17 protein-coding genes are annotated in these 24044 nt (G+C 34.4%); 10 read left to right on the plus strand and 7 right to left on the minus strand.

Going from position 1 to position 24044, the window contains the following annotated elements; translation table 11 throughout:
* Window positions 1-140 precede the first annotated feature (140 nt).
* Genes arsM through ABXQ82_RS08340 form a run of 4 tightly spaced genes read left to right on the plus strand, consistent with a single transcriptional unit; the run spans window position 141 to window position 3711 of the window.
* Window positions 141-1112, plus strand: a complete 972-nt coding sequence (gene arsM / locus ABXQ82_RS08325; RefSeq protein WP_367057670.1) for an arsenosugar biosynthesis arsenite methyltransferase ArsM — start codon at window positions 141-143, stop codon at window positions 1110-1112.
* 51 nt (window positions 1113-1163) lie between these two features.
* Entirely contained in the window at window positions 1164-2048 is an 885-nt protein-coding gene (locus ABXQ82_RS08330; RefSeq protein WP_367057673.1) for a sterol desaturase family protein, read from the plus strand.
* A gap of 14 nt (window positions 2049-2062) precedes the next feature.
* The gene (locus ABXQ82_RS08335; protein ID WP_367057676.1) at window positions 2063-2953 is read left to right on the plus strand and encodes a DUF547 domain-containing protein; all 891 of its coding nucleotides are present in this window, start codon (window positions 2063-2065) and stop codon (window positions 2951-2953) included.
* Window positions 2954-3009: 56 nt separating this feature from the next.
* Window positions 3010-3711, plus strand: a complete 702-nt coding sequence (locus ABXQ82_RS08340; RefSeq protein WP_367057679.1) for a TIGR04283 family arsenosugar biosynthesis glycosyltransferase — start codon at window positions 3010-3012, stop codon at window positions 3709-3711.
* Here ABXQ82_RS08340 and ABXQ82_RS08345 read toward each other — a convergent pair.
* Window positions 3708-4439 (minus strand): metallophosphoesterase family protein, encoded by a 732-nt coding sequence (locus ABXQ82_RS08345; RefSeq protein WP_367057682.1) that lies wholly within the window; start codon window positions 4437-4439, stop codon window positions 3708-3710. The genes ABXQ82_RS08340 and ABXQ82_RS08345 overlap by 4 nt on opposite strands.
* Before the next feature lie 173 nt (window positions 4440-4612).
* Here ABXQ82_RS08345 and ABXQ82_RS08350 point away from each other — a divergent pair, with 173 nt between their 5' ends.
* On the plus strand, window positions 4613-8065 hold the full coding sequence (locus ABXQ82_RS08350) for a pyruvate carboxylase (RefSeq protein WP_367057685.1): 3453 nt from the start codon (window positions 4613-4615) through the stop codon (window positions 8063-8065).
* Between the two features lie 51 nt (window positions 8066-8116).
* Here the strand turns inward: ABXQ82_RS08350 and ABXQ82_RS08355 are convergent, their stop codons facing one another.
* The 5 genes from ABXQ82_RS08355 to ABXQ82_RS08375 all read right to left on the minus strand — a co-directional run bounded on the left by ABXQ82_RS08355 (window position 8117) and on the right by ABXQ82_RS08375 (window position 12871).
* A complete protein-coding gene (locus tag ABXQ82_RS08355) occupies window positions 8117-9376 on the minus strand; it encodes a POTRA domain-containing protein (protein ID WP_367057688.1) in 1260 nt (419 codons plus the stop codon).
* The gene (locus ABXQ82_RS08360; RefSeq protein ID WP_367057691.1) at window positions 9373-10104 is read right to left on the minus strand and encodes a hypothetical protein; all 732 of its coding nucleotides are present in this window, start codon (window positions 10102-10104) and stop codon (window positions 9373-9375) included. Before ABXQ82_RS08360 ends, ABXQ82_RS08355 begins: the two co-directional genes overlap by 4 nt.
* The gene (locus ABXQ82_RS08365; RefSeq protein WP_367057694.1) at window positions 10097-11083 is read right to left on the minus strand and encodes a glycoside hydrolase; all 987 of its coding nucleotides are present in this window, start codon (window positions 11081-11083) and stop codon (window positions 10097-10099) included. The genes ABXQ82_RS08360 and ABXQ82_RS08365 overlap by 8 nt, the downstream gene beginning before the upstream one ends.
* 75 nt (window positions 11084-11158) lie before the next feature.
* Window positions 11159-12061 carry a hypothetical protein gene (locus ABXQ82_RS08370; RefSeq protein WP_367057697.1) on the minus strand — a complete coding sequence of 301 codons (903 nt, stop codon included), beginning with the start codon at window positions 12059-12061 and terminating at the stop codon, window positions 11159-11161.
* A 96-nt stretch (window positions 12062-12157) separates the two neighbouring features.
* Window positions 12158-12871 carry a DUF547 domain-containing protein gene (locus tag ABXQ82_RS08375; RefSeq protein WP_367057700.1) on the minus strand — a complete coding sequence of 238 codons (714 nt, stop codon included), beginning with the start codon at window positions 12869-12871 and terminating at the stop codon, window positions 12158-12160.
* 204 nt (window positions 12872-13075) lie between these two features.
* On the opposite strand from ABXQ82_RS08375, the gene ABXQ82_RS08380 reads away from it, so the two are divergent.
* From ABXQ82_RS08380 to ABXQ82_RS08400, 5 genes are all read left to right on the plus strand, one after another.
* Entirely contained in the window at window positions 13076-14440 is a 1365-nt protein-coding gene (locus ABXQ82_RS08380; protein WP_367057703.1) for an FAD-dependent oxidoreductase, read from the plus strand.
* Between the two features lie 10 nt (window positions 14441-14450).
* Window positions 14451-16073 (plus strand): 4Fe-4S dicluster domain-containing protein, encoded by a 1623-nt coding sequence (locus ABXQ82_RS08385; protein WP_367057706.1) that lies wholly within the window; start codon window positions 14451-14453, stop codon window positions 16071-16073.
* A gap of 245 nt (window positions 16074-16318) precedes the next feature.
* Window positions 16319-16795: a hypothetical protein gene (locus ABXQ82_RS08390; RefSeq protein WP_367057709.1), complete on the plus strand. Its 477-nt coding sequence runs from the start codon at window positions 16319-16321 to the stop codon at window positions 16793-16795.
* Window positions 16792-17481, plus strand: coding sequence for a glycosyltransferase family 2 protein (locus tag ABXQ82_RS08395; protein ID WP_367057712.1), 690 nt, complete (start codon window positions 16792-16794; stop codon window positions 17479-17481). Before ABXQ82_RS08390 ends, ABXQ82_RS08395 begins: the two co-directional genes overlap by 4 nt.
* Window positions 17481-18971 carry a cellulose synthase family protein gene (locus ABXQ82_RS08400; RefSeq protein WP_367057715.1) on the plus strand — a complete coding sequence of 497 codons (1491 nt, stop codon included), beginning with the start codon at window positions 17481-17483 and terminating at the stop codon, window positions 18969-18971. Before ABXQ82_RS08395 ends, ABXQ82_RS08400 begins: the two co-directional genes overlap by 1 nt.
* Before the next feature lie 10 nt (window positions 18972-18981).
* On the opposite strand, the gene ABXQ82_RS08405 is transcribed toward ABXQ82_RS08400, so the two are convergent.
* Window positions 18982-23730 carry a RecQ family ATP-dependent DNA helicase gene (locus ABXQ82_RS08405; protein WP_367057718.1) on the minus strand — a complete coding sequence of 1583 codons (4749 nt, stop codon included), beginning with the start codon at window positions 23728-23730 and terminating at the stop codon, window positions 18982-18984.
* Window positions 23731-24044: the final 314 nt, after the last annotated feature.

The raw sequence follows: 24044 nt of genomic DNA on the forward strand, positions 1-24044 counted from the left end.
TGGAATAATAAATTCCTCAACTTGGTCTTGACTACCTGCCTGCGGCAAGCAGGTTTGGTTCGTCCCGATAGCTATCGGGATGAACATGAAAGAATATTATTAATTTTAAAAAAGATTCCTGCCTTCGCAGGAATAAAAAAATGAGCACATACCTAGAAACAACCCACGACGTATATAAAGAAGCAGCCTTAACCCCGGACGTTGGTTTATGCTGCACCACAAACCCTATTTGGGAATTACCGGGATTAAAAATACCAAAAATCATGCAAGAGATGAATTACGGATGTGGTTCAACGGTGCATGCCAGGGATTTAACCAATAACCCAAAAATGCTATATGTGGGCGTTGGTGGCGGTATGGAATTATTACAATTTTCGTATTTCAATCGGCAAAAAGGAGGCGTTATTGGTGTTGATGTTGTAGATGAAATGCTTGAAGCCTCACGTAAAAACTTTTTGGAAGCTGAAGCTCAAAACGATTGGTTCAAAAGCGAGTTTGTAGATCTCAAAAAAGGAGATGCCTTGCACTTACCAGTTGCAGATAATAGCATTGATGTGGCTGCTCAAAATTGTCTATTCAATATTTTTAAAGCTGAAGATTTGAAAAAGGCCATAGACGAAATGTACCGTGTTTTAAAACCTCATGGTAAATTGGTAATGAGCGACCCAACTTGTGAGCAACCTATGAATGACACATTACGTAACGACGAACGTTTACGTGCCTTGTGTTTAAGCGGGAGTTTACCAATTTCAGAATACGTAAAAGCTTTAACTGATGCTGGTTTTGGAACTATTGAAATTAGAGCCAGAAAACCTTATAGAATTTTAGACCCAAAACATTATCCAACAGATGAATTAATCTATATTGAATCTATTGAGGTTGCCGCCATAAAAGACCCAATGCCAGAAGATGGCCCGTGTGTTTTTACTGGAAAGGCAGCTATCTATTATGGTTCTGAAACTTATTTTGATGATAAAAAAGGGCATGTTTTGGTTAAAAATCAACCCTTAGCCATTTGTGATAAAACTGCTGGAGCTATAGCAACACTTGGTAGAGACGATATTTTTATTAGCGAATCTACTTTTCATTATGATGGTGGCGGCTGTTGTTAAGTCTATAGACCTGACAGGTTTTAAAAACCAGTCAGGTCTAAAATCCCAATCATGGAAAAATACCTAGACATCATAAAAAACTCCTATTCTGGATATTGGAATTACCTCAAACACGAGTTAATAGACCTAAACCATTGGGATAACTATTTTTATGGTTTAATCATTATTTCACTTGCAGTTTGGTTGCTGGAAATTCTATTTCCGTGGCGAAAAAATCAATCCATTTTTAGAAAAGATTTTTGGCTGGACACGTTTTACATGTTCTTTAATTTCTTTCTATTGAATCTTATTGTTTTAATTGCGCTTTCAAATACTGCCGCAGAATTTCTAAATGACATTTTAAAAACCGTTGGATTATCGCTTAGCGATCTTCAATTGTACGATTCGAATGATTTACCAAAATGGTTAGGCCTATTTATTTTCTTTTTAGTGAACGACTTTATACAATGGAATACGCATCGCTTATTGCATCGTGTGCCTCTTTTATGGAACTTTCATAAAGTGCACCATTCTGTTAAAGAAATGGGGTTTGCAGCACACTTACGTTACCATTGGATGGAGCCTGTGGTTTATAATTCATTACGCTACATCCCTTTGGCATTACTCGCTAATTATAAAGCACAAGATGTCGCTATTGTTTATTTTTTCAGCATTGCAATTGGCCATTTAAACCATGCTAATCTAGGTTGGAACTACGGCATTTTAAAATATGTTCTCAACAATCCGGAGATGCATATTTGGCATCATGCCAAAGAATTACCAAAACATGTTAGGTTTGGTGTTAATTACGGACTAACACTCAGTATTTGGGATTATATTTTTAAAACAAATTATATTCCGCACAGCGGAAAGGATATAGAGTTAGGATTTGAAAACGACGAACAGTTCCCAAAAAGTTTTATACTTCAAGAATTATATCCGCTACATAAAAAATAGCACAAACGCGTCAAATGAAACACCTACAACTTCTTTTTATGTCACTTTTAATATGTGCTTGTTCTGGATCAAAACCTGCCATTGAAAGCACTCAAAAAAACACTTCTGAAACTACAACCACTTCTGAAACTACAACCATAGTAACAGATAGCATTATCAAAAATGTTGAAATTAATGATACACTCCCAAATACACCTAAAAAAACAGACACTACCAATGTTATCATTTGCGGCCCTACCAAACCAATTGAAGATGCCATGCAAAAACCGCATCATGACGGTTTTGATAAATTACTGAAAGCATATGTTTCAGATGAAGGCTTAGTTAATTATGCAGACTTAAAAAAAAGACACATAAATCTACAAGAATATATGACATACTTGAGCACTAATACACCTCATAAAAGTTGGACTAAAAATGAAAAATTAGCCTATTGGATAAACGCCTACAATGCCTTCACCATAGATTTAATCCTGCGCCACTACCCCATAAAAAGCATCAAAGACATTAAAGACCCTTGGAAACAACGCCATTGGAAACTAGGCGAAAAATGGTATAATTTAGAAGATATTGAGCATGAAATTCTGCGTAAAATGAATGAACCACGCATTCATTTCGCTATTGTTTGCGCTTCTTATTCCTGTCCGAAATTGCAAAACGAGGCTTTTCAAGCATTAAATTTAGAAGCACAATTAACCAAAGCCACCAAAGATTTTTTAAATGATCCAGAAAGAAATTCCATATCTCAAAATAATTTAGAACTTTCTAAAATATTCCAATGGTTTGCCAAGGATTTTAAACAAGATGGATCGCTTATCGATTTTCTGAACAAATATTCTGAAATCAATATATCAAAAAACGCAAAAAAACGTTTTAAAGATTACAATTGGGATTTGAATGAATAAAACAACCAGACCTGACAGGTTTTAAAAACCTCTTATGTTTGTATTCAATACTAAAGATGAAACAACAAATATCCATAATAATACCCACGTTGAATGAGGCAGAAACTATTACGCATCTGCTCAATTATCTTATAGAAAATTCTTCAAAAGAAAACATCAAAGACATTATTGTTGTTGATGGCGGTAGTAATGATGGCACGCAACAATTAGCATCGCAGATAAAAAACATCACACTTTTAAATTCTGAAAAAGGACGTGCCAAACAACTAAATTACGGCGCAAAATATGCAGAAGGAAATATTCTTTATTTTTTGCATGCCGATTCTTTTCCTCCTAAAAATTTTGATACATTAATTATTTCAGAAGTTCTAAACGGAAACGAAGCTGGATGTTTCAGAATGAAATTTGACAGCAACCATTGGTGGTTAAAATTGGCAGGTTGGTTAACTATATTACCTTGGAAATCTTGTAGAGGTGGTGACCAAAGTCAGTTTATTACAACATCACTTTTTAAAGAAATAGAAGGTTACAACGAACAGTTTTCAATTTATGAAGACAATGATTTAATTGAAAAATTGTATGCCAGAAAACAATTTGTTGTGATTCAAAAATGGTTAACGACCTCCGCTAGATGTTATGAGAAATACGGTATTTGGAGAACGCAATATTATTTTTGGCGCATTCATTTAAAAAGCAGACTGGGCGCATCTCCAAGAGAGCTTACATCTTATTACAAAAACAATCTCATCAAAACCTAAGCCTTATTCCGCCCTGTTTCATCAGGATATAAATCTTTTACAACATCCGTTTGAAACACCTCTTTAGTATCAATATTAATTCCTGAAAGTCTGCCATAAAAAGCAGCACCAGTATCAATATTCCAAACATTAATAGCCTGCATTGGAACATCAACTCCAAAATTAATCGTTGGTGTATGGCCTATATAAATCTCTTTGTAGTGTTTTAATCTATTAGGGTAAATTGCCGAATCTTTTTGAATACCTTTATCCATAGTCAGAGCCATTTCCCAGAGTGTTCTATCAAAGTACAATGTTGTTTCAAACACCTCTCTTTCAACACCGTGCATCGATGTAAAACCTGCATGTAGAAACAAGCGATTTTCAGCATCAATATAGTACATTTTCAAACGTTCGAAAAACTCTAAATGCTTTGTTTTTTCTTCAGATGAAACCCCTTCATAGCTCTCTATAGTTGCTTTACCACCATGCATATACCAAGTTGGATTGACTTCATCATCCCGCAACCAATCTTCACACCAAACATCATGGTTTCCCTTTATAAATATGCAATTTATTTGTTCTGAAAGTTCTATTAAAAATTGAATGACCTGAGCAGATTCACTCCAACCATCAACATAATCGCCCATAAAAATCAAAGTGTCTCCATCTTTGACTTCCATTTTATTCAACAACTGAACTAAGGCTTTTAAACCGCCATGAATATCTCCTATTGCAAAAGTGCGCATACCTAATTTATTTTGAGCAAAACTAATAGATTTTGTTAAAAAAGAAACAAACAACTCAAATTTATCGACATTGATGTAATAATAGCAACAACTTATTGAACGAAAACCCTAATTATAAATAAATGTTAGTTACTTTTAGATGAAACTTATTCAGCCACTAAAAAACCATCATTTTGAAAATAAAAAAAGTACTTGTAGCCAATAGAGGAGAAATTGCCATCAGAATTTTTAGAGCCTGTACCGAAATCAATGTGAAAACCGTATGTATCTATACGTTTGAGGACAGATATTCATTACACCGATACAAAGCCGACGAATCCTACCAAATAGGCGAAGACAACGAGCCTTTAAAGCCCTATTTAAATAGTGATGCGATTATAAAAGTAGCTCTTGAAAATGGTGTAGATGCCATTCATCCTGGTTACGGGTTTTTATCTGAAAATGCCGATTTCGCCCAAGCTTGTGAGGATAATGGCATTATTTTTATTGGGCCAAAAGTATCTGTTTTAAAATCCCTTGGCGATAAAATTACGGCTAAAAAAGTGGCTTTGGACAATGATATTCCCATTATCCGAAGTAATGAAAAACCTTTAAAAAATATTGACGTTGCCCTTTCGGAAGCAGAAAAAATCGGCTACCCTATTATGCTTAAAGCGGCATCTGGCGGTGGTGGTCGTGGTATGCGCGTGATTAGAAAAGCCGATGAATTAAAGGGTGCTTTTAATGAAAGTAAACGTGAAGCTTTAAACGCATTTGGAGACGATACCGTATTTCTTGAAAAATTCGTTGAAAACCCAAAACATATTGAAATACAGATTGTTGCCGATAGTTTTGGCAATACCGTGCATCTTTTTGAAAGGGATTGTTCCGTACAGAGACGCTATCAAAAAGTGATAGAATTTGCGCCTTCTTATGGACTAAAAGATGAAACTAAACAGGCTTTATACAATTATGCCATTAAAATATGTAAGGCAGTAAACTATAATAATATTGGAACGGTTGAGTTTTTGGTGGACGATGACGATTCTATTTATTTCATAGAGGTCAACCCTAGGGTTCAAGTAGAGCATACCGTAACCGAAGTGATTACGAATATAGATTTAATAAAAACCCAATTGTTTATTGCTGGTGGCTATAAATTATCGGATGAGCAAATAAAAATCCCCAGTCAAGACGCTATTAAAATAAATGGTTATGCGTTGCAATGTCGGATTACTACTGAAGATCCCCAAAACGATTTTAAACCAGATTATGGCACGGTTTCAGCATACCGAAGTGCTTCCGGATTTGGAATCCGTTTGGATGCAGGAAGTATTTATCAAGGTGCTAAAATTTCACCTTTTTTTGATTCTATGTTGGTTAAAGTTACCGCAAACAGCAGGACTTTGGATGGAGCGAGCAGAAAAATACGTCGGGCTTTAGCGGAATTCAGAATTAGGGGTGTAAAAACCAACATGCCATTTCTTGACAATATTTTAAAACATGATACTTTCAGACAAGGAAAAGTGACCGTGAATTTCATTAAGGCCAATCCGGATTTATTTATCTTTAAAGCCCCAAGAAATAGAGCTACAAAACTCATTACGTATTTAGGCGATGTTGTTGTAAACGGAAATCCTGATGTAAAAAAGATAGACCCAACCAAAACATTCGTAAAACCTAAAGTTCCCAAATTTGATGGGGATGCAAAATATCCTGAAGGCACTAAAGATTTGCTGACCAAATTAGGGCCGGAAAAATTTTCGGAATGGTTAAAAAATGAAAAGAAAGTTCATTTTACAGATACCACCATGCGAGATGCCCACCAAAGTTTATTGGCAACCCGTATGCGTACGTTCGATATGCTGAAAGTTGCAGAAGGTTACTCAAAAAACCATCCTGATATCTTCAGTATGGAAGTTTGGGGAGGGGCAACCTTTGATGTGTGCTTGCGTTTTCTTCAGGAAAATCCATGGGAAAGACTCCGATTGTTGCGCAAAGCGATGCCCAATTTATTGCTGCAAATGCTAATAAGAGGTTCTAACGGGGTGGGTTACAAAGCCTATTCTGATAATTTAATTGGCGAATTTGTGGAACAATCTTGGAAAAACGGTGTTGATGTATTCAGGATTTTTGATTCGCTTAACTGGATGAAATCCTTAGGGCCTTGTATTGAACATGTACGCACAAGAACCCAAGGCCTGGCGGAAGGCTCCATATGTTATACAAACGATATTCTAAATCCAGAAAACAAAAAATACAATCTGAAATACTATGTGGATCTTGCCAAAGAAATTGAAGGTGCAGGTGCCCATATTTTAGGTGTAAAAGATATGGCGGGCTTATTAAAACCTTATGCGGCTTTTGAATTGATTTCGGCATTAAAATCTGAACTTAATATTCCTATTCATTTGCATACCCATGATACGTCTTCCATACAGTCTGCAACTTATTTAAAAGCTATCGAAGCTGGAGTTGATGTGGTTGATGTCGCTCTCGGCGGATTATCTGGTTTAACGTCCCAACCTAATTTTAACTCGGTTGTAGAAATGCTAAAATTTCAAGATCGGGCAAGCACTATAAATATTGATTCTTTAAATGAATATTCCAATTATTGGGAAGCGGTTAGAGACTATTATTATCCTTTTGAATCAGGTTTAAAAGCCGGTTCTGGAGAAGTGTTTCAGCATGAAATCCCTGGTGGGCAATATTCAAATTTAAAACCCCAAGCTAGAGCTTTAGGTCTGGAAGAGCGTTTTCATGAAATCACCAGGATGTATGGCGATGTCAATACCCTTTTTGGAGATATTGTAAAAGTAACACCAAGTAGTAAAGTGGTTGGCGATATGGCGCAGTATCTGGTCAGTAACAACTTAACCATACAAGATGTTTTGGAAAGGGGCGATACTATTTCTTTCCCACAATCGGTAGTCGATTTTTTTAAAGGCGATTTAGGACAGCCCGTTGGTGGTTTCCCAAAAGCACTTCAAAAGCTTATTTTAAAAGACCAAGAACCTTATACTGATAGACCAAACGCACACATGCCACCGCTGGATATTGACACCGAATATGAGGCTTTCAAAAAAATATTTGAACACGATTTAAGTCGAAAAATAGATTACACCGATTTTTTATCCTATCAACTCTACCCTAAAGTGTTTACAGACGCCTTCAATCAGCATTTAAAATATGACAACCTGATGAATTTGCCAACGAAAAACTTCTTCTACGGCATGGAAATAGGCGAAGAAATTATCGTTGAATTGGATAGAGGTAAAAATATTCTTGTGACCTTGGAATCTATTGGAACACCTAATATTGATGGAATGGTTACTGTTTATTTTAAGATAAACGGACAAGGCAGAAGTGTGGAAATTAAGGACACTTCCATAAAAGTTGACAAGGTTGAAAACGTAAAAGCTGATAAAACTGACGACCATCAAATTGGCGCGCCATTACAGGGTATGTTATCTACTATTTTGGTAAAAAAGGGAGAAAAAGTAACCAAAAACCAACCGTTATTTATTATTGAAGCCATGAAAATGGAAACAACAATTACAGCCAATACTGATGCAACCGTAAAGAAAATTGTTTTAAAAACAGGGTTTATGGTGAATTCAGAAGATTTGGTTATTGTATTGGAGTAATTAGAAATCTTAATACATCCTCGGATAACATTATTCGAGGATTTAATATAGCTAAAAATACTGCCCAATACCGAATACAAGACCTTTGGTAGCACCTTCTGTAATACCATACCCATAATCAATTCTAAATATAGCGTTGTATATTTTTTTATGTATAAAACGCAAGCCTAAACCTGGATACACTTTTACATTGTCTTTTTTACTGAAATCGCCAAAATCACCTCCCGGGTTTCGCCATGTACCTGCATCAATAAAGGCATTGCCCTGAAGCACAAACCAATATTTTTCGTAGAGTGTGTGGCGGTATTCTGTGTTTAAAACAATAACCCCTGTACCTCTATCTATGGTGTTTCCAACACCTCGAACATTTAAATTATTATCTACTGAAAAGGGTGCAAAAGGTGTTTCATCATTTGATGATAAGCCCATGCGCAATCTACTTGCCCAATTCCCTTTTTCGCCAATGCGTCTGAAATAAAAAAAGTCGTTCCAACCGATAAAAAAATCTGGGAGCATATCGTTTGTAGAAGTTACATACTGAAAATTAAAAATACTTCTGAAACCTGATATGTATTGATATGAATAATCGAGGTTATTAAATTCATAAATCCCTTTAGCGAGCCATTTATGCACATTTAATTCAGGTCTGTTATTTATATTATCCCCTTTAAATCTGTAATCTTCTACAAAGTAATTTACGCCTAATTCAAAACGGTTATTATAATCGATTCGGTACAACCCCAAAATTTCCATGGATTCATTATTGTATTTGTAGCTTGCCGTTTCACCTTCAAAAAAAACAGGTTCTTGGGTGGTTAAATCTTGATAATTAACAGCAAGTCCTAAATAACGGGAAAACAAAAAAGGTGCTCTAAAGTTAATGGCATAAGAATCATAAATATCCTTTTGATAAAAACCTCCGAATGCTATATTTCTCCCAAACGTATTGAATTCGTAAAGTCCTATTCTGTATGCAAATTCATCATCATCGGTGGTATAAAAATTTACCGATGGGATGAGCGTGAAATTTTCTTCGATGTTGTAAAAAATATTATATTGATTCCCTTCTGCAGGAAAAACTTGGTAAGATGCATGAGATACTGAGGGCAATCTTTTGAGGAGTTTCATGTCTTCTTCAATTAACAAAGAATCCAAAACATCGCCAGATTTAAGAGAGGCTATTTTTTTTACGAAAGAAGATTTTAATTTTTTATTGCCTTGAATTTTCACATCGTCAACCATATTTTCCTGAGAGAATATTGATGAGGCAAAAAAGGCAACTAAAATAAAAACTAAATATCTTTTAATCATTGTGCTTCAAACGATTTTAAAACAACCCAATTTACCCAATTATCTAGACTTACATCCATTAAAGTGAAATTATAATCTTCAGTTTGAATTAAGGGCGGTGGTGTTTTGGTGGTAATATTCAACACCACATTGCTCGTATTGTAATATTGAAAATGGCTGTCATAGGTATAAGTCCCGGACAATAAATTATCTTGAGCATCTGAAATGACTTGAAAATAAATAGCATTACCACCTATGGCATTAGCTTCCCATGTAAAATTTGGCATTCCTGAAATGGATTGATCTATAGTAACTGCATCTGTCCAAACCGTTGGTTTCGAAATGTGTTTAGACCTAATTGGGTTTGAAATTTTTATTTCACCATCCAATTCAAAAGTGACTATAATCCATTTTTCATGAGTTGAAGATTGGGTAAATTTCCCTAAATAGCCATTAAAAAAAGGATCACTTTTAGGAAACATTTGTTTATAATTTGAATACTCTTCATGATTCACTTGAGCGTTTTCGGTTTCATAAAATCGAATATTTGTAGCACCTTCCTCTGGATAATAAAACGTCAATATTTCTCCTGTATCTTTATCGCTGGCTGCACAGGCTATTACGCCTCCTTTTTCAATCGTTTTGTTTGAAGTATAGGAATCTAAAGTTATCATAAGATTATCATCAGTATCCGTTGCACATGAGCATACAAACAAAATGCAACCTAGTATGTATTTTAATTTATTCATTTGAGCTTGTTCTATAATGCTTACGTAATAAAGCTTCAACCGGTTTGTTTTGGGGTGTAAACATGGTGTTTTTCTCGCCCCCTACTTCATCGTGATTGATAAACCATTTCCAAAGAAACCCTCCCGCAAACCAATCTTCTTTCCAAAAGATTTCAAATAAAGCTTGGGTGGCATTGGCTTGTCCTTCTAAGTTAACCTGATTCATACGTCTATCGCTTATCCATGGTTGCTTTCCTGTATAATCTACACTTCTATAACCAAATTCAGTAAATAAAATAGGTTTATCATAGGTTTCAGACGCATTCATAATCACGTTTTTATGATTTCCCCATCCTTTTAAACATGCTTCTAAAGTTGGAGTTTTACTATCGCTTACCGGGAAATAGGCATCAATCCCGATATAATCTAGTTGTCTCCAAAATGGCGTACGTTTAAACTCGTCCCAATTGGCGGCATAGGTCAATTTGCCTTTATAAATAGCTTTTATTTTCAGGATTAAGTCTTGCCAATAGGCTGCTCTATGATTTATAAATCGTTCTAATTCTGTGCCTATACAAAAAATTTCAACCTCCATTTCTTGAGCCAATTTAGCGTATTCTAAAATAAATTTTAAATACGAATCTTCCAAGGTGTTCCAGTCCGTTTCATTTTTCATTTCTAAATATCCCGTAAACTCCCCATGCCATATCCAAATTTGGGGTTTCAACATAATCTTTATCTTTTTCTTGCGCAGCTCCTCTATATATTGTTTTGTTCCTGTTCTGGTTTCTCCAAACCATTGACGTTGCGTATTAAAAACAATCTCTGGATGCGACAAATCTTTAATAAATCCGAAAGGCATAATGGCTGCATAATTCGCGTTAACGTTTACAACTGGATGTATATGTTTATCAGAAACGGCCTCTCTTGAAGCTACAAAACTAATTCCATTGATTTTTTCAGTTTGTGTATTACAAGACTGAAAATTGAGTAATAGCATAAAAAAAAGGAGTTTAAAGAGCTTCATTGATTTAGCTTTTAAACTCCTAATTTACTATTTAATCTGATAATTCTACTAAAACAATGCTCTTAACCCGATATTAAATGTTTGCCCTAATCCAGTTGCTTTACCTCTAAAAAAGTTTGAATATAAAAACTCAATGTTTAATTCATTTGTTAGTTGGTATTTTGCGCCACCACCAAGTATTGTTGCATTTTGGTTAAAATCGTTCTCCCCTAGATCATTTCCTCCAAAAGAAATCAGTTGAATGTGTTGAACTAAACCTAACACCGTAAATTTTGAACTTGGAAAATAACTTAAAAAAGCACCAGGCGTTAAACGTAAACTATTGTATGCAAAACTTGCTTTTTCCCCAAAATTATACTCCGTATTTAATTCTGTAAATATTTGCCAATCTCCGCCAGCAAAACTGTGGTCGTAGAAAAACCTATTCTGAAATATAAAACCATCTTGATCCAAAAATACACCTTCTTCACTTTCGTTATCCACTAAAGGGATGTGAAATGCCGTTTGAATGGTAAAATTACCAACACTTTTAATTGGATTAAACTTTACTGCTGGAGCAAAGGAAGTGAAACCAGAACGTGCAGTACCTCTTTCTCCATCAAAAGAAAACACATCGAGAGCTTTTCTTCCTCCAATCGCATTAGAACGAATCTCAAATAATAATCCAACATTAAATGTATTACTATCAGATACACCTGTAAATATATCTACTGACGACGTGAAAAATGAGTTTCTGGGTATATCTCTTTTTTGTGTTCCTTCTTGGTTTCCAAATAAATCTTTAGTTTCAGTATATAAATTATTAAACCACTTGATATCCCATTGCCCTTTCTTCAATAATTTTGAAGGCGTGTAGGTTTGAATATTACTCTTTTGTTGGTCTTCATCTTCTTGGGAAAACCCTGTAAATGTTATGGCGGTAAAAACTAGTAGTGCTATTGTTTTTTTCATAATTCGGTTTGGTTTTTCATTCCCTTGAATCCCGAAGCTTCATGAGGAATCTTAGTTTGGTTCGATTTTTAAAAGACTCCTGCCTCCGCAGGAATTTTACTGCTTATTAATAGTCCAATCATAAGGAAAGTAACTCAGTTTATATTTCCCTTCTAATTTTTCTGTTCTGTACTTGTTTATAAAATCGATTTCATCTGTTCCCTTCGTTTTAAAATCGCCTTTATACCAGCTCATAATTTGGGATACTTGTACACGTTTTTTCTTTTCATTCACTCTTATAAAATCACCATTAATCGCTTTTTTAGTTTGAGTTTCCAGTTGTTCATCTAAAGTGTTTGGAAGATAGGCTTGACTTATTAATGGCGGACACCCAAGTGCGCCACACACCAACACAAAATGAAATCGTGCATCATTAAACTGCCCTCTTAATAGTTTATGTTCTATATCATTTAAAGTAATTTTTTTACCTCCTAGATTATGTGTTGTTTTATCAAAAAAACCTGCAATATCCATTGGCGATTTAGTGGGATAGTTGTCTATTAGTCCTTTTATAACAGATAAGTTATACGTATTAATCCAAAAGGCCTGATAGTTTTCAGCATCGTTTTTATCAACTGAAATCCCTTCCGCTATTTTTAAAATCTCGTTAAGTTCTTGCGGATTTTCATGGATTTTAGAATATGCCACTTTTCCGTTTGATACATTGGCTTTAAAAAACGCGTCGGCTTTATTAAAAAACGCATTTAAATCTTGTGCTTGCGTATAAAAACTTCCTAATAAAACAGTTGCTATTACTATGATTTTTTTCATCACTAATTAATTTAAATTTCAAATTACTGAACCCTAAGTCTGCATAACACCAATAAACTTTCAAAAAAATCAAAAGATTTTTCACGTCTTATAGCTTTACAATTCCTTACAAAAGGTAATCAATTTAAACTTGTTCTAAATTAAATAGCCGAACTTAAGTTCTTATCTTTAACTTCGACCTATTACCTCAACAACCAAAAGAATATGGAACACATCGTTATTATAGGAAACGGAATTTCCGGCGTAACCGCTGCCAGGCATATTAGAAAACTGTCCAATACTGAAATAAATTCAGCACAGGGAAAAAAAATTACCATTGTTTCTGCTGAAACCGATTATTTCTTCTCGCGTACTGCATTGATGTACGTATATATGGGTCATATGAAGTTTGAGCACACGCAACCCTACGAAAATTGGTTCTGGAAGAAAAACAGGATTGAACTTAAAAAAGGGTTTGTAAAACAGATTGAAACGGCATCTAAAACACTTCATTTCGCAGATGGCGATAGGTTAAAATATGATAAATTGATTATCGCAACTGGAAGCAAACCGAACAAATTTGGTTGGCCAGGGCAAGATTTAAAAGGCGTTATGGGCATGTACCACAAACAGGATTTAGATAATCTTGAAACATATGCGCCAGATAATAAAGTATGTAAACGAGCTGTAATAGTTGGTGGTGGATTAATTGGTATTGAATTGGCAGAAATGCTACATTCCAGACATATTCCTGTAACGTTTTTGGTAAGAGAAACCAGTTTTTGGAATGGTGTTTTGCCAAAAGGCGAAAGCGACATGATTAACCGAGAAATAAGAAGGGCTGGTATAGATTTGCGCTTGTCTTCAAATTTAAAAGAGATTGTTGCAGATGAAAACGGACAAGTAAAATCGGTAATTGTTCAAGAAACTGGCGAGGAAATTCCGTGTAATGTGGTTGGGTTAACTGCTGGTGTGTCGCCTAATATTGATTTTATAAAAGATTCTGAAATTGAAACTGATCGTGGTGTAAAAGTAAATCGTTACTTAGAAACTAATATTCCAGATGTATATGCCATTGGCGATTGCGCAGAGCAACACGAAGGTATAGACCAACGCAGACCGATTGAAGCGGTTTGGTACACAGGCAGAATGATGGGCGAAACGGTGGCACAAACCATTTGTGGCAATCGCATAAAATACAAACCCGGGCATTGGTTTAATTCCGCAAAATTTATTGATATAGAATACCAAACTTATGGGTGGGTTTGGGCAGAAGCTAAAGCACATGAAGCTCGCTTTTATTGGGAACATGAAAGTGGCACAAAATGTATTCATATTAATTATGATAAAAATACGCGTGAATTTATTGGTATAAACACCTTCGGCATACGAATGAGACACGAGTTTTTTGACACAATGCTTACTGAAAAACAATCTGTAGAACATGTTCTGGAACATTTAGCCGATGCTAATTTTGATCCAGAATTCTATAAACTTCACGAGAAGGAAATTGTTTCAAAATTCAACCAACAAAACAATACCAATATTCAGCTTAAAAAGAAAAGTTGGAAACGCATATTCGCTTCATAAAAAGACAAACATGAAAGTAATAAAACATATAGGATTAGGGTTATTTATCATTGGCTTAAGCATTTTTACAGGAAGTTTATTTACAGGGAACTTCAGCTTAACCGAAAGCGAATTGAATGCGTTTATAGATTCCAAAGGCTATAAAAGTGAGCTTATAAAAGCGGAACTTAAAAAAGCTACCGTTACCGAAGAAGACTTAAATATTTTTCAATTTTCCAGTCGGGTCCGAAAGGCTTTTAAAACATCAAACGATCATTATGACGCATTGATTGCGAAGTACAACGCTGAAAAAAACTGGGATAAAAAAGGGGAACAATACCAGTATAAAATTTACGGAAAGCCCCATACGTTGAGTTATGAAATTGCAAAAATAGCAGGATCAGGGTTTGTAAAGGAAAATGCTGGAGTCATGTGGTGGCTTACGTTTGGTTTGGCCATTATTGGTGCATTGTTATTTATTTTCCCCAATCTAGTTCTGCTCGGAAAACCTGGAATTAAAAATAATGGCATTTACCATAAAGCAAGCACCAATCGTGGATGGATTGCGTGGTTAGTGCTGGTATATTTGGTCTTATTTTACCTTGCGCTTTATTTCTATGCAGATTATGTTGTAAACTGGACGTTTATTTTAGACCCGATTAGTGAATTCCTAAACGGCGGTCCCGCAAGCCAATGGTTTGTATATGGGTTTTTATACTGTGTGGTTATGCTAGTTATGGCGGTGCGTATGTATATTAAATATAGGCATAACAAATACCAAATCATTCGTACCACATCGGTGTTGTTTTTTCAGATTGTATTTGCGTTTCTAATTCCAGAAATTATGATCAGTTTGAACATGCCTGGATACGATTTTAAAAACGCCTTCCCGTTAGATTACGATTTCTTTTTTGAATGGAATCTGGACAGTCTTCGTGATAGTGGCGCCATAGGTTTATTCATACTGGTTTGGGGTATTGTTTTAACCCTGGTTATCGTACCTGTAATGGTGTATTTCTTCGGAAAACGATGGTACTGTTCTTGGGTGTGCGGATGTGGTGGCTTAGCCGAAACATTGGGCGACCCCTACAGACAACATTCCGATAAAAGTTTGAATGCTTGGAAATTGGAGCGTTGGTTAGTCCACTCTGTTTTATTGTTTTCCTTGGTCATGACATTGGTAACACTTTATTGTTATTTCAGCGGCACCCAATCCTTTTTAGGCATTAAATCTCAATGGATAAAGGATACTTATAGTTTCTTGATCGGTGCTTGGTTTGCGGGTGTTATTGGCACAGGGTTTTATCCTATTTTCGGGAATCGTGTGTGGTGTCGTTTTGGTTGTCCGTTAGCAGCATATTTAGGTATAGTACAGCGTTTTAAATCACGTTTTAGGATTACTACAAATGGCGGACAATGTATTTCCTGTGGCAACTGTTCCACCTACTGTGAAATGGGAATTGATGTTCGCGCTTATGCTCAAAAAGGCGAAAATATTATACGCGCCAGTTGTGTAGGTTGTGGTGTTTGTGCTGCGGTGTGCCCTAGAGGGGTTTTAAAATTGGAGAATGGGCCATTAGAAGGACGCATCAATCCAACTGATGTTTTACTGGGGAATGATGTGGATTTGATGGATTTAGTGAATAGGGAATAAGTTTTCAGTCGCAGTCTCAGTTTTCAGTTGAGCAACTTTGTGGAGCTATTTCGCAGAGTTGATCAGAAGGACACAGAATTTCGCAGAGAAAGAAGACACGTCCTGAAGCGTCGGGATCACGGGTTTGCACGGATTAAAATATAATGCTACTGAAAACTGAGACTCGACTGCGACTGAGAATGCGACTGCGACTGAGACTGAGACTGAGACTGAGACTGAGACTGCTGTGTAACAAAATATTTAAAATGAAACACTTAATCTTCATAATAGCAATAATCATAAGTTTTAACGCTTCCGTGGAACAGAAATACCAAAAAGAATTTTACGAAAACGGGAACATTAAAGCTGAAGGATGGATCGAAAACGGTATTAAAATAAAATACTGGACGTTTTATTATTCTAACGGAAAGATAAAAAAAGAAGGTCATTTTAAAAATGGGCAACCTATAAAATATTGGTACTTTTACCGCGAAAATGGCACAAAGGAAAGTGAGGGGCATTTCGTTGATGGTAAAAAAAATGACTGGTGGTTATTTTATGACGATATGGAAAAAGTAAACCATAAATGTCAATTAAAAGACAATATGAAAAATGGTTATTGTTTAATGTACCAAAATGAAAAACTAGTGGCAGCAAGTCGTTACAAAGCTGGAAAACGATTAAAAAAATGGACCAATTTCAGGTCTTTCAGAAAAGAAAACAACCTTAAAGATTTAAAATGACCAAAATAAACGTCATCATTCCAGCCTATAATGAAGCCGATTCTATTGCGAGCGTTATCAAAGATATTCCTGATATTGTGGATGAAATTATTGTAGTAAGCAATAATTCTAACGATGCCACAGAAGAAAATGCAAAAAAAGCGGGTGCAACTGTTTTAACAGAAAAAAACAGAGGTTATGGCTACGCCTGTTTAAAAGGTATGGATTATGTCGCTCAAAAAACCATCACTCCAGATATCATCGTTTTTTTAGATGGGGATTATAGCGACTACCCCGAAGAACTCACTAAAATAGTCGCTCCAATACTAAACGATGATATAGATTTTGTAATTGGTGCTAGAATAAAACGACTACGTCAAGAGGGTTCTATGACCGTTCCGCAAATATTTGGCAACTGGTTAGCAACCTCCTTAATGAAATTATTTTTTGGCGCAAAATTTTCAGACTTAGGTCCTTTTAGAGCCATTAAATACGATAAACTCTTGGCACTCAACATGGAAGACAAAACCTATGGCTGGACCGTAGAAATGCAATTAAAAGCCATTAAGCAAAAACTAACATATACCGAAGTGCCAGTAAACTATAGAAACAGAATAGGTGTCTCTAAAGTTTCAGGAACGGCAAAAGGTGCTATATTTGCAGGCATAAAAATATTGAGTTGGATTTTCAAATACAGTTTTAAATAATGTATCTAGATAGCGTTATAATAGTAGTTTATACCATTGCACTCTTGCTTATTTTCCTATACGCTTTAGCACAGTTAAATCTGCTATTCAACTATTTAAACTCTAAAAAGAATACTGATAAATGCCAGAAATTCGATTTATCCAAACCTAATGAAATCCCCTATGTAACCATACAGCTTCCCGTTTTTAACGAAATGTATGTTATGGAGCGCTTGTTAGATAATATCGCAGAAATTGACTATCCTAAAGACAAGTTAGAAATTCAAGTTTTAGACGATTCTACAGATGAAACCGTAGAAAGCACAAAGCAACACGTAGAAAAACTAGCAGCCACAGGTTTAGATATAAAACACATCACCAGAACTATAAGAACCGGATTTAAAGCAGGCGCATTAAAAGAAGGTTTAGCAGATGCCAAAGGCGAGTATATCGCTATTTTCGATTCCGATTTTCTACCTCAAAAAGATTGGTTAAAACGAACCATCCCCTATTTTAAGAATGAAGAAATTGGAGTTGTTCAAACCCGCTGGGGACACATTAACCGTAATTATTCCTTACTCACAAAAATTCAAGCCTTCGCACTCGATGCACATTTTACACTAGAGCAAGTAGGCCGGAATAGTAAAGGGCATTTCATAAACTTTAATGGTACCGCAGGTATTTGGCGCAAAGAATGCATTATAGATGCAGGAAATTGGGAAGGCGACACACTCACAGAAGATTTAGATTTGAGTTACCGAGCGCAATTAAAAAACTGGAAGTTTAAATACCTAGAAGATGTAGAAACCCCTGCCGAATTACCCATCGTTATAAGCGCAGCACGTTCACAACAATTCAGGTGGAATAAGGGAGGTGCCGAAAATTTCCGTAAAATGATGTGGCGCGTATTGAAAAGCGAAAATATTTCGGCAAAAACAAAAGTACACGGTCTGCTCCATTTACTTAATAGCACCATGTTTTTAAACATTCTTATCGTTGCTGTTTTAAGTATCCCAATGCTGTACATCAAGAACGAATATTTACATTTAAAACCCTACTTCATCGTGATGAGCTTCTTTGTTCTAAGCACCGTGATTTTCTTTGTATGTTACTGGGTCATGTACCGAAACATATACGGTGGTGGCATAAAAAACTTCATGAATTATATCGGCATGTTTTTCGTGTTCTTTTCTATAGCAATGGGCTTTTCGCTACATAATTCCATTGCCGTTCTAGAAGGACATTTGGGTAAAAAAAGTGAATTTGTACGCACCCCAAAATTCAATATTAGTAAGTATAAAGACAATTTTAAAAACAATAAATACATCAAAAAAACGGTATCTGTCCACGTTATTTTTGAAGGTTTACTAATGGCATATTTTGGCTTCGGAATGTATAGCGCATTTGTCGTTGGCGATCAAGGTGGCGATTTTGGACTGTTCCCTTTTCACTTGATGCTTTTTATGGGGTTTGGATATGTGTTTTTTAAGTCTTTGTTGTCGAAGGTGTGACAAGAATAACTTACTTCTTAAACTTCAATCTTGGCAAAATTATCTTATATTCTTTCTCTTCTTCAACATCATACCAGTATACTATATACTCTACATTTGCAGCCCTTAATTGATAATTATCTTTTAAAAAGACATTGTATTTTTTATTAATAAACCCTCTTGAAAAGAAAAGCACATTTCCTCCATTTATATTAGCTAAACCTAAAGCTGTACCATTCGGAAATTCTTTTGTGTCTCTTTTAAGAATATCTCCAGATTTTAGGTTTTTGATTCTATTTAATGCATGAATATATTTTTGAGAACCTAAATTGATGTCTTTATGCCCTAATATTAATTCAAAATATTTTGGTTGTTCGGTTTTGCCTTCAAAATTTATTGTTTCCAGTTTGTCTGTTTTGAAGTCGTTAAAGAAATTTGAATTGCAATGTATTTGCAAACTTTTTTTGGCTCTTGAGCAACCAACATATAGCACTCGTTTAGATTCTATAGTATTAAAATTAAAGTCCTCTAACAGAAGATAAACATGATCAAATTCTTTGCCTTTGGCTTTATGCATTGTTGAAATAACTATTACATTGGCATCAGCATTTACGGCATCTTCCATTTTTAGCTCTCGAATGTATTCGTACCAATCAATTAAATATTTTTGATTTTTATACTCTAATTCAAACTTATCGATGATGCTTATACAGGTTTTTAGGTGCATGCTAGACGCATGCTTTTCCTTAAAATTTTGTCTGGCTTTTTCCCATATACTGTTGAAAATGATTCCTGTTTCATTGGTTTCCTGTTTAATAAATTCAGTAAAAGACCTTAATTCAAAAAGTTGATCAAGTCTAAAACCTTCTAAACCTGTAATTAATTTTGTTTTTTGCCCAGCATCTTTTAGGAAAGTACTGAGCATTAAAGCTTGTTTGTTTGTCCTTGTTAAAATTGCTCTAGTGCCTGAATAATCATCTAAAATCACTTGTTCAACCAGAGATTCTTCTAAATAAGAACCATTGTATTTAATTAATTTTATTTTAGATGAAACTTCCTTTTTATGAGACTCTAAGTTTTGACTTTTTAAGCGTTTTGGTATTCTTTTGAGGAGTTCATTATTAAACTCCACTATAGACAAACTGCTCCTATAATTTTTTATCAACGAATATTGTGTGGCATTATATTTATGCTTAAACGCTAGCATATTTTTATTTGAAGAACCTCTAAAGCCATAAATATTCTGGTCGTCATCCCCAACAGCAATAACTCTTATGTTTTCTGCTTTTTTGATTATCGTCTGTATTAATTCCCATTCCACTTGATTTACATCTTGAAATTCATCTAAAAGTAATACGCTTTTATTTATAATTGATGAAATATCAATATCTTCACTTTTAATGGCGGCAATACAATCTTGAATTACATTTTCTGATTTCTTTAAATCTCCTAATTGCCCCAATAGTTGAAAACAAAAACCATGAAAAGTTGTTATTTTAATAAGTCCAGAGTGCTCTGGAACAAGTTTTCTAGCTCTCGCTCTAAACTCCAAGGATGCAGCTTTGGAGAATGTTAACATTAAAAATTGTTCAGGTTTTATGTCTTCTAACAGTAATAAACTAGCTATTTTATGTACGAGTACCTTGGTTTTTCCACTACCTGGCCCCGCTAACACCAGTATATTTTCAGACCTTCCGTCGTTAACAATTCGTGCCTGAAACGTATCTAAATCCCCTATAATTTCTTTATGTCGCTTGGGTGTTAATGGTGTACCAATCTCTTTTTTTCGTCTTGGAAAATACTTAGCTAAAAATTCTTCGTAAGGCAGACTAAAATAATCGTTTACATAAGAAAGTGCCGATTCATAATTTTGCATTTTCTTTTTAGCATATTCACCAACAATATGAATTTGTTCCGTTCTATGATGATAATGCTCATCCATTTTTTTGAAATTCTCGATGGTAAATCGAGGTATAGAACTATTAATATCTTCAATATTCAATCTATTATAAAACACCATAAAGCCGCCTTCTAGCTTTATAGATTTTATCTGATTCAGGAACAATAAAGCTTTTTCGTAACGTTTGATATCTTCCTCTTTAATGTTACCAAAAAGTTGATTGGAATTTTTCAATTCTAACATTGAAAAAGAAACTGGTAAATCTTTCTTTTCATCCAAAGACTTATTTGCTTTTTGTTTTGGCTGAAGGTTTTCTAGAATTTCATAAATATCTATAGACAATTCGTGCCGCCATTCCATATCACTTTTTAAATCGACCCCTTCTTTAATCTTTATCTGGTAAAGGTCATTTTCCCTATCAGTACGTCTTTTTTGAATAAAACTCCTTATTTCCCAATAGTTAAGAATATTCTTGATGGCATCAACCGAAGTGTTTTCAATACCATTATCAATTAAATTCTGATTTAACTGTCTCATTGATATTTTTATATTCGATTTTAAAATATCTCTAAGACCAGTTTCAATTTTAAGATAACGTTCTAGTATTTTTTTTGAATTATTTTTTGATTGCGTAATATCTATAAAAGCAGTTAAATCTCTAGCATCTCCAAGAATTTTTAAATCTCTTAAAGTTTCTATGACCTCTCTTACTTGTCGAAGTTTTAACCCTGTTATATCAGCTAAATAATCGACTCTACATTCGTCATCTTTAATAATACGCTGTAATACTCTAGAACAATTTTGTACTAATGTTTCTGGCAATTCTTTTTGTTGATGTATTTTTTCAAGAGCCTTTTTAATATTTGGCACCATCAAGCTATTGGCAAAAACTCTTGAAGAATTTTGTTTGCGTTTTAAAAAGCCTTGATCTTCCAGAGCCGCAATAGATGTTTTAACTTTAGTTTCCAACTCCATTATTTCGGTATCCCAACCTGCTTTTTGGGCAATTTCAAGGGCAGAATTGCTAATACTTTTTGTTTTTCTATATTTTGATAAATATTTAAGTCCTTGCCAAATTTGTTGAATTTCCTTTTGGTTTATTTTAGTTTGTTGCAACAAAAGAAAGTGTTTGTTCAAATCATCTTCATTAAATAAAATGTAACATTTTGCTTGGATTTTCTCATCCCTTCCTGCCCTACCTGCCTCTTGCACATAATTTTCCAAAGAATCGGATATATTATAATGAATAACAGCCTTAACATCATCTTTATCAACTCCCATACCAAATGCCGAAGTCGCCACAATAATTTCTTTGTCATTATTCATGAAAGCATCCATTCTTTCTTTTTTATCATCTTTATCCAACTTGCCATGAAAATATGTGGCCCCAAAACCTGCTTTTTCCAATACTTCACTTATCTCTTCTACTTTTTTTGTTCTTGAAGCATAAATTATTGCAGGTTTTTCACAACGTCCCAAAAGAGAAAGTAACGTTGTCATTTTATTGCTAGAATCTTCAACTTGAATTACTTCGTATTTTAAATTTTTTCTACCAATTCTTGTAATATATTCATCTAATTCAATATCCAATTTTGATTTAAAATATGATTTGATATCTTCTATAACTTGAGGTTTTGCAGTTGCTGTGAAACACGACACAGGAATATTTTCATACATTCTTTCTTCCTGGATACTTCTAATAAAATCTGCTATATATAAATAATCTACTCTAAAATCTTGTCCCCAAGAAGAAAAGCAATGTGCTTCATCTATAACAAACCTAGCGACAGAACGCTGTTTTATAATTCTGTGAATTGTAGGCGAACGCAACGATTCTGGCGATAAATAAAGCAATTGGATATCGCCATTCTCAACGCGTTCAATGGCTTCTTGACGCTCTAGTGGAGACAATAAACCGTTAATAGCAACCGCTTTGGTAATGACAAAACGTTTTTCAAGATTTTCAACTTGGTCTTTCATTAAAGAGACCAAAGGCGAAATAACTATAGTAAGTTGACGTGTCAATGTACCTTTCATTAAGGCGGGCAACTGAAACGTCAGCGATTTGCCTCCTCCTGTTGGAAATACTGCAACAAATGATTTTGAAGACAAACCTGCTTGAACTGTTTTTTGTTGCAGACTAACTTCTTCATATTCATCAAACCTTCTAAAATCTTCATAGCCAAAATAGCGTTGCAATGCTTTTCTAGGATTTAAATTTTTATCACAGTAAGCACAATTAGTATCATTACAATAACTAAACCTTAAGCTATCTAAAACCTTTTGTGTTTTAGGATACGATTTATGAACCCAATAAGCTAATACAGATTTATCTTCTTTGGTGTTTATTAACGAAAAAGCATAGGCCAATTCTATAGGTTTATCTCTTGAAATTTGCAATATGTCAGAATTTTTGCATATTTTATCTTCAAATAACTTTTCAATTTCAGGGCTGGTATTTAATGTCTTCGATTGGTAATTCATTAGTTCTAAAAAACCTTTATGGGAACTTGAACCAGAAAGTAAATAGGCATATATTTCTTGAATATTCGTATCTAACTCATTGAATTTATTGAGTTCATCAATTAATAATTGTTTAGTCAATTTACAATCAGACAAAGGATTGTTGTAATCACTATCATTAACTATTTTGTAGCCTTTCACTAATTTATGATAAGGATTATCACTAAATAAAATTGGAGACCATAATAATGTATCTATAATTTTCTTGTTTCTGAAAATTTCGTCCCCTAAAACTCTTTCAATTATGGGTATATCATGTTGAACAATATTATGTCCACATATATATTCAACTTTTTTTATCCAATTTTCAATATTTAGAACTTTTTTTTCATGTAACTCTAGACCGTTAAAAAGCACTCCAAGGTCTTCTATATGACCTTGCTTGTTTGTTTCAATATCTATATATAGAATTTTACTAAGTATGTTATTCTATTAAAATATTTGCACAGAATTCAATTAAACCTTTAAAAATTAATATGTTATACATTAATCACTTTGTTTTTTTAAATAGTCATCTAATTTCATAAGCTTAACCCTTTCTTAGCGTTTAAATACTCTAGAGGCTTTATTCAACCATAATATTGCCTATAATTGTTATTAACAGACCTGTTTTTAATTTCTGTTTATCCGAAGGGATTACATATTTATAGATTGAATTTAAGCTTGTTTGT

Source organism: Algibacter sp. 2305UL17-15 (assembly GCF_040720935.1).
Classification (GTDB): Bacteria; Bacteroidota; Bacteroidia; order Flavobacteriales; family Flavobacteriaceae; genus Jejuia.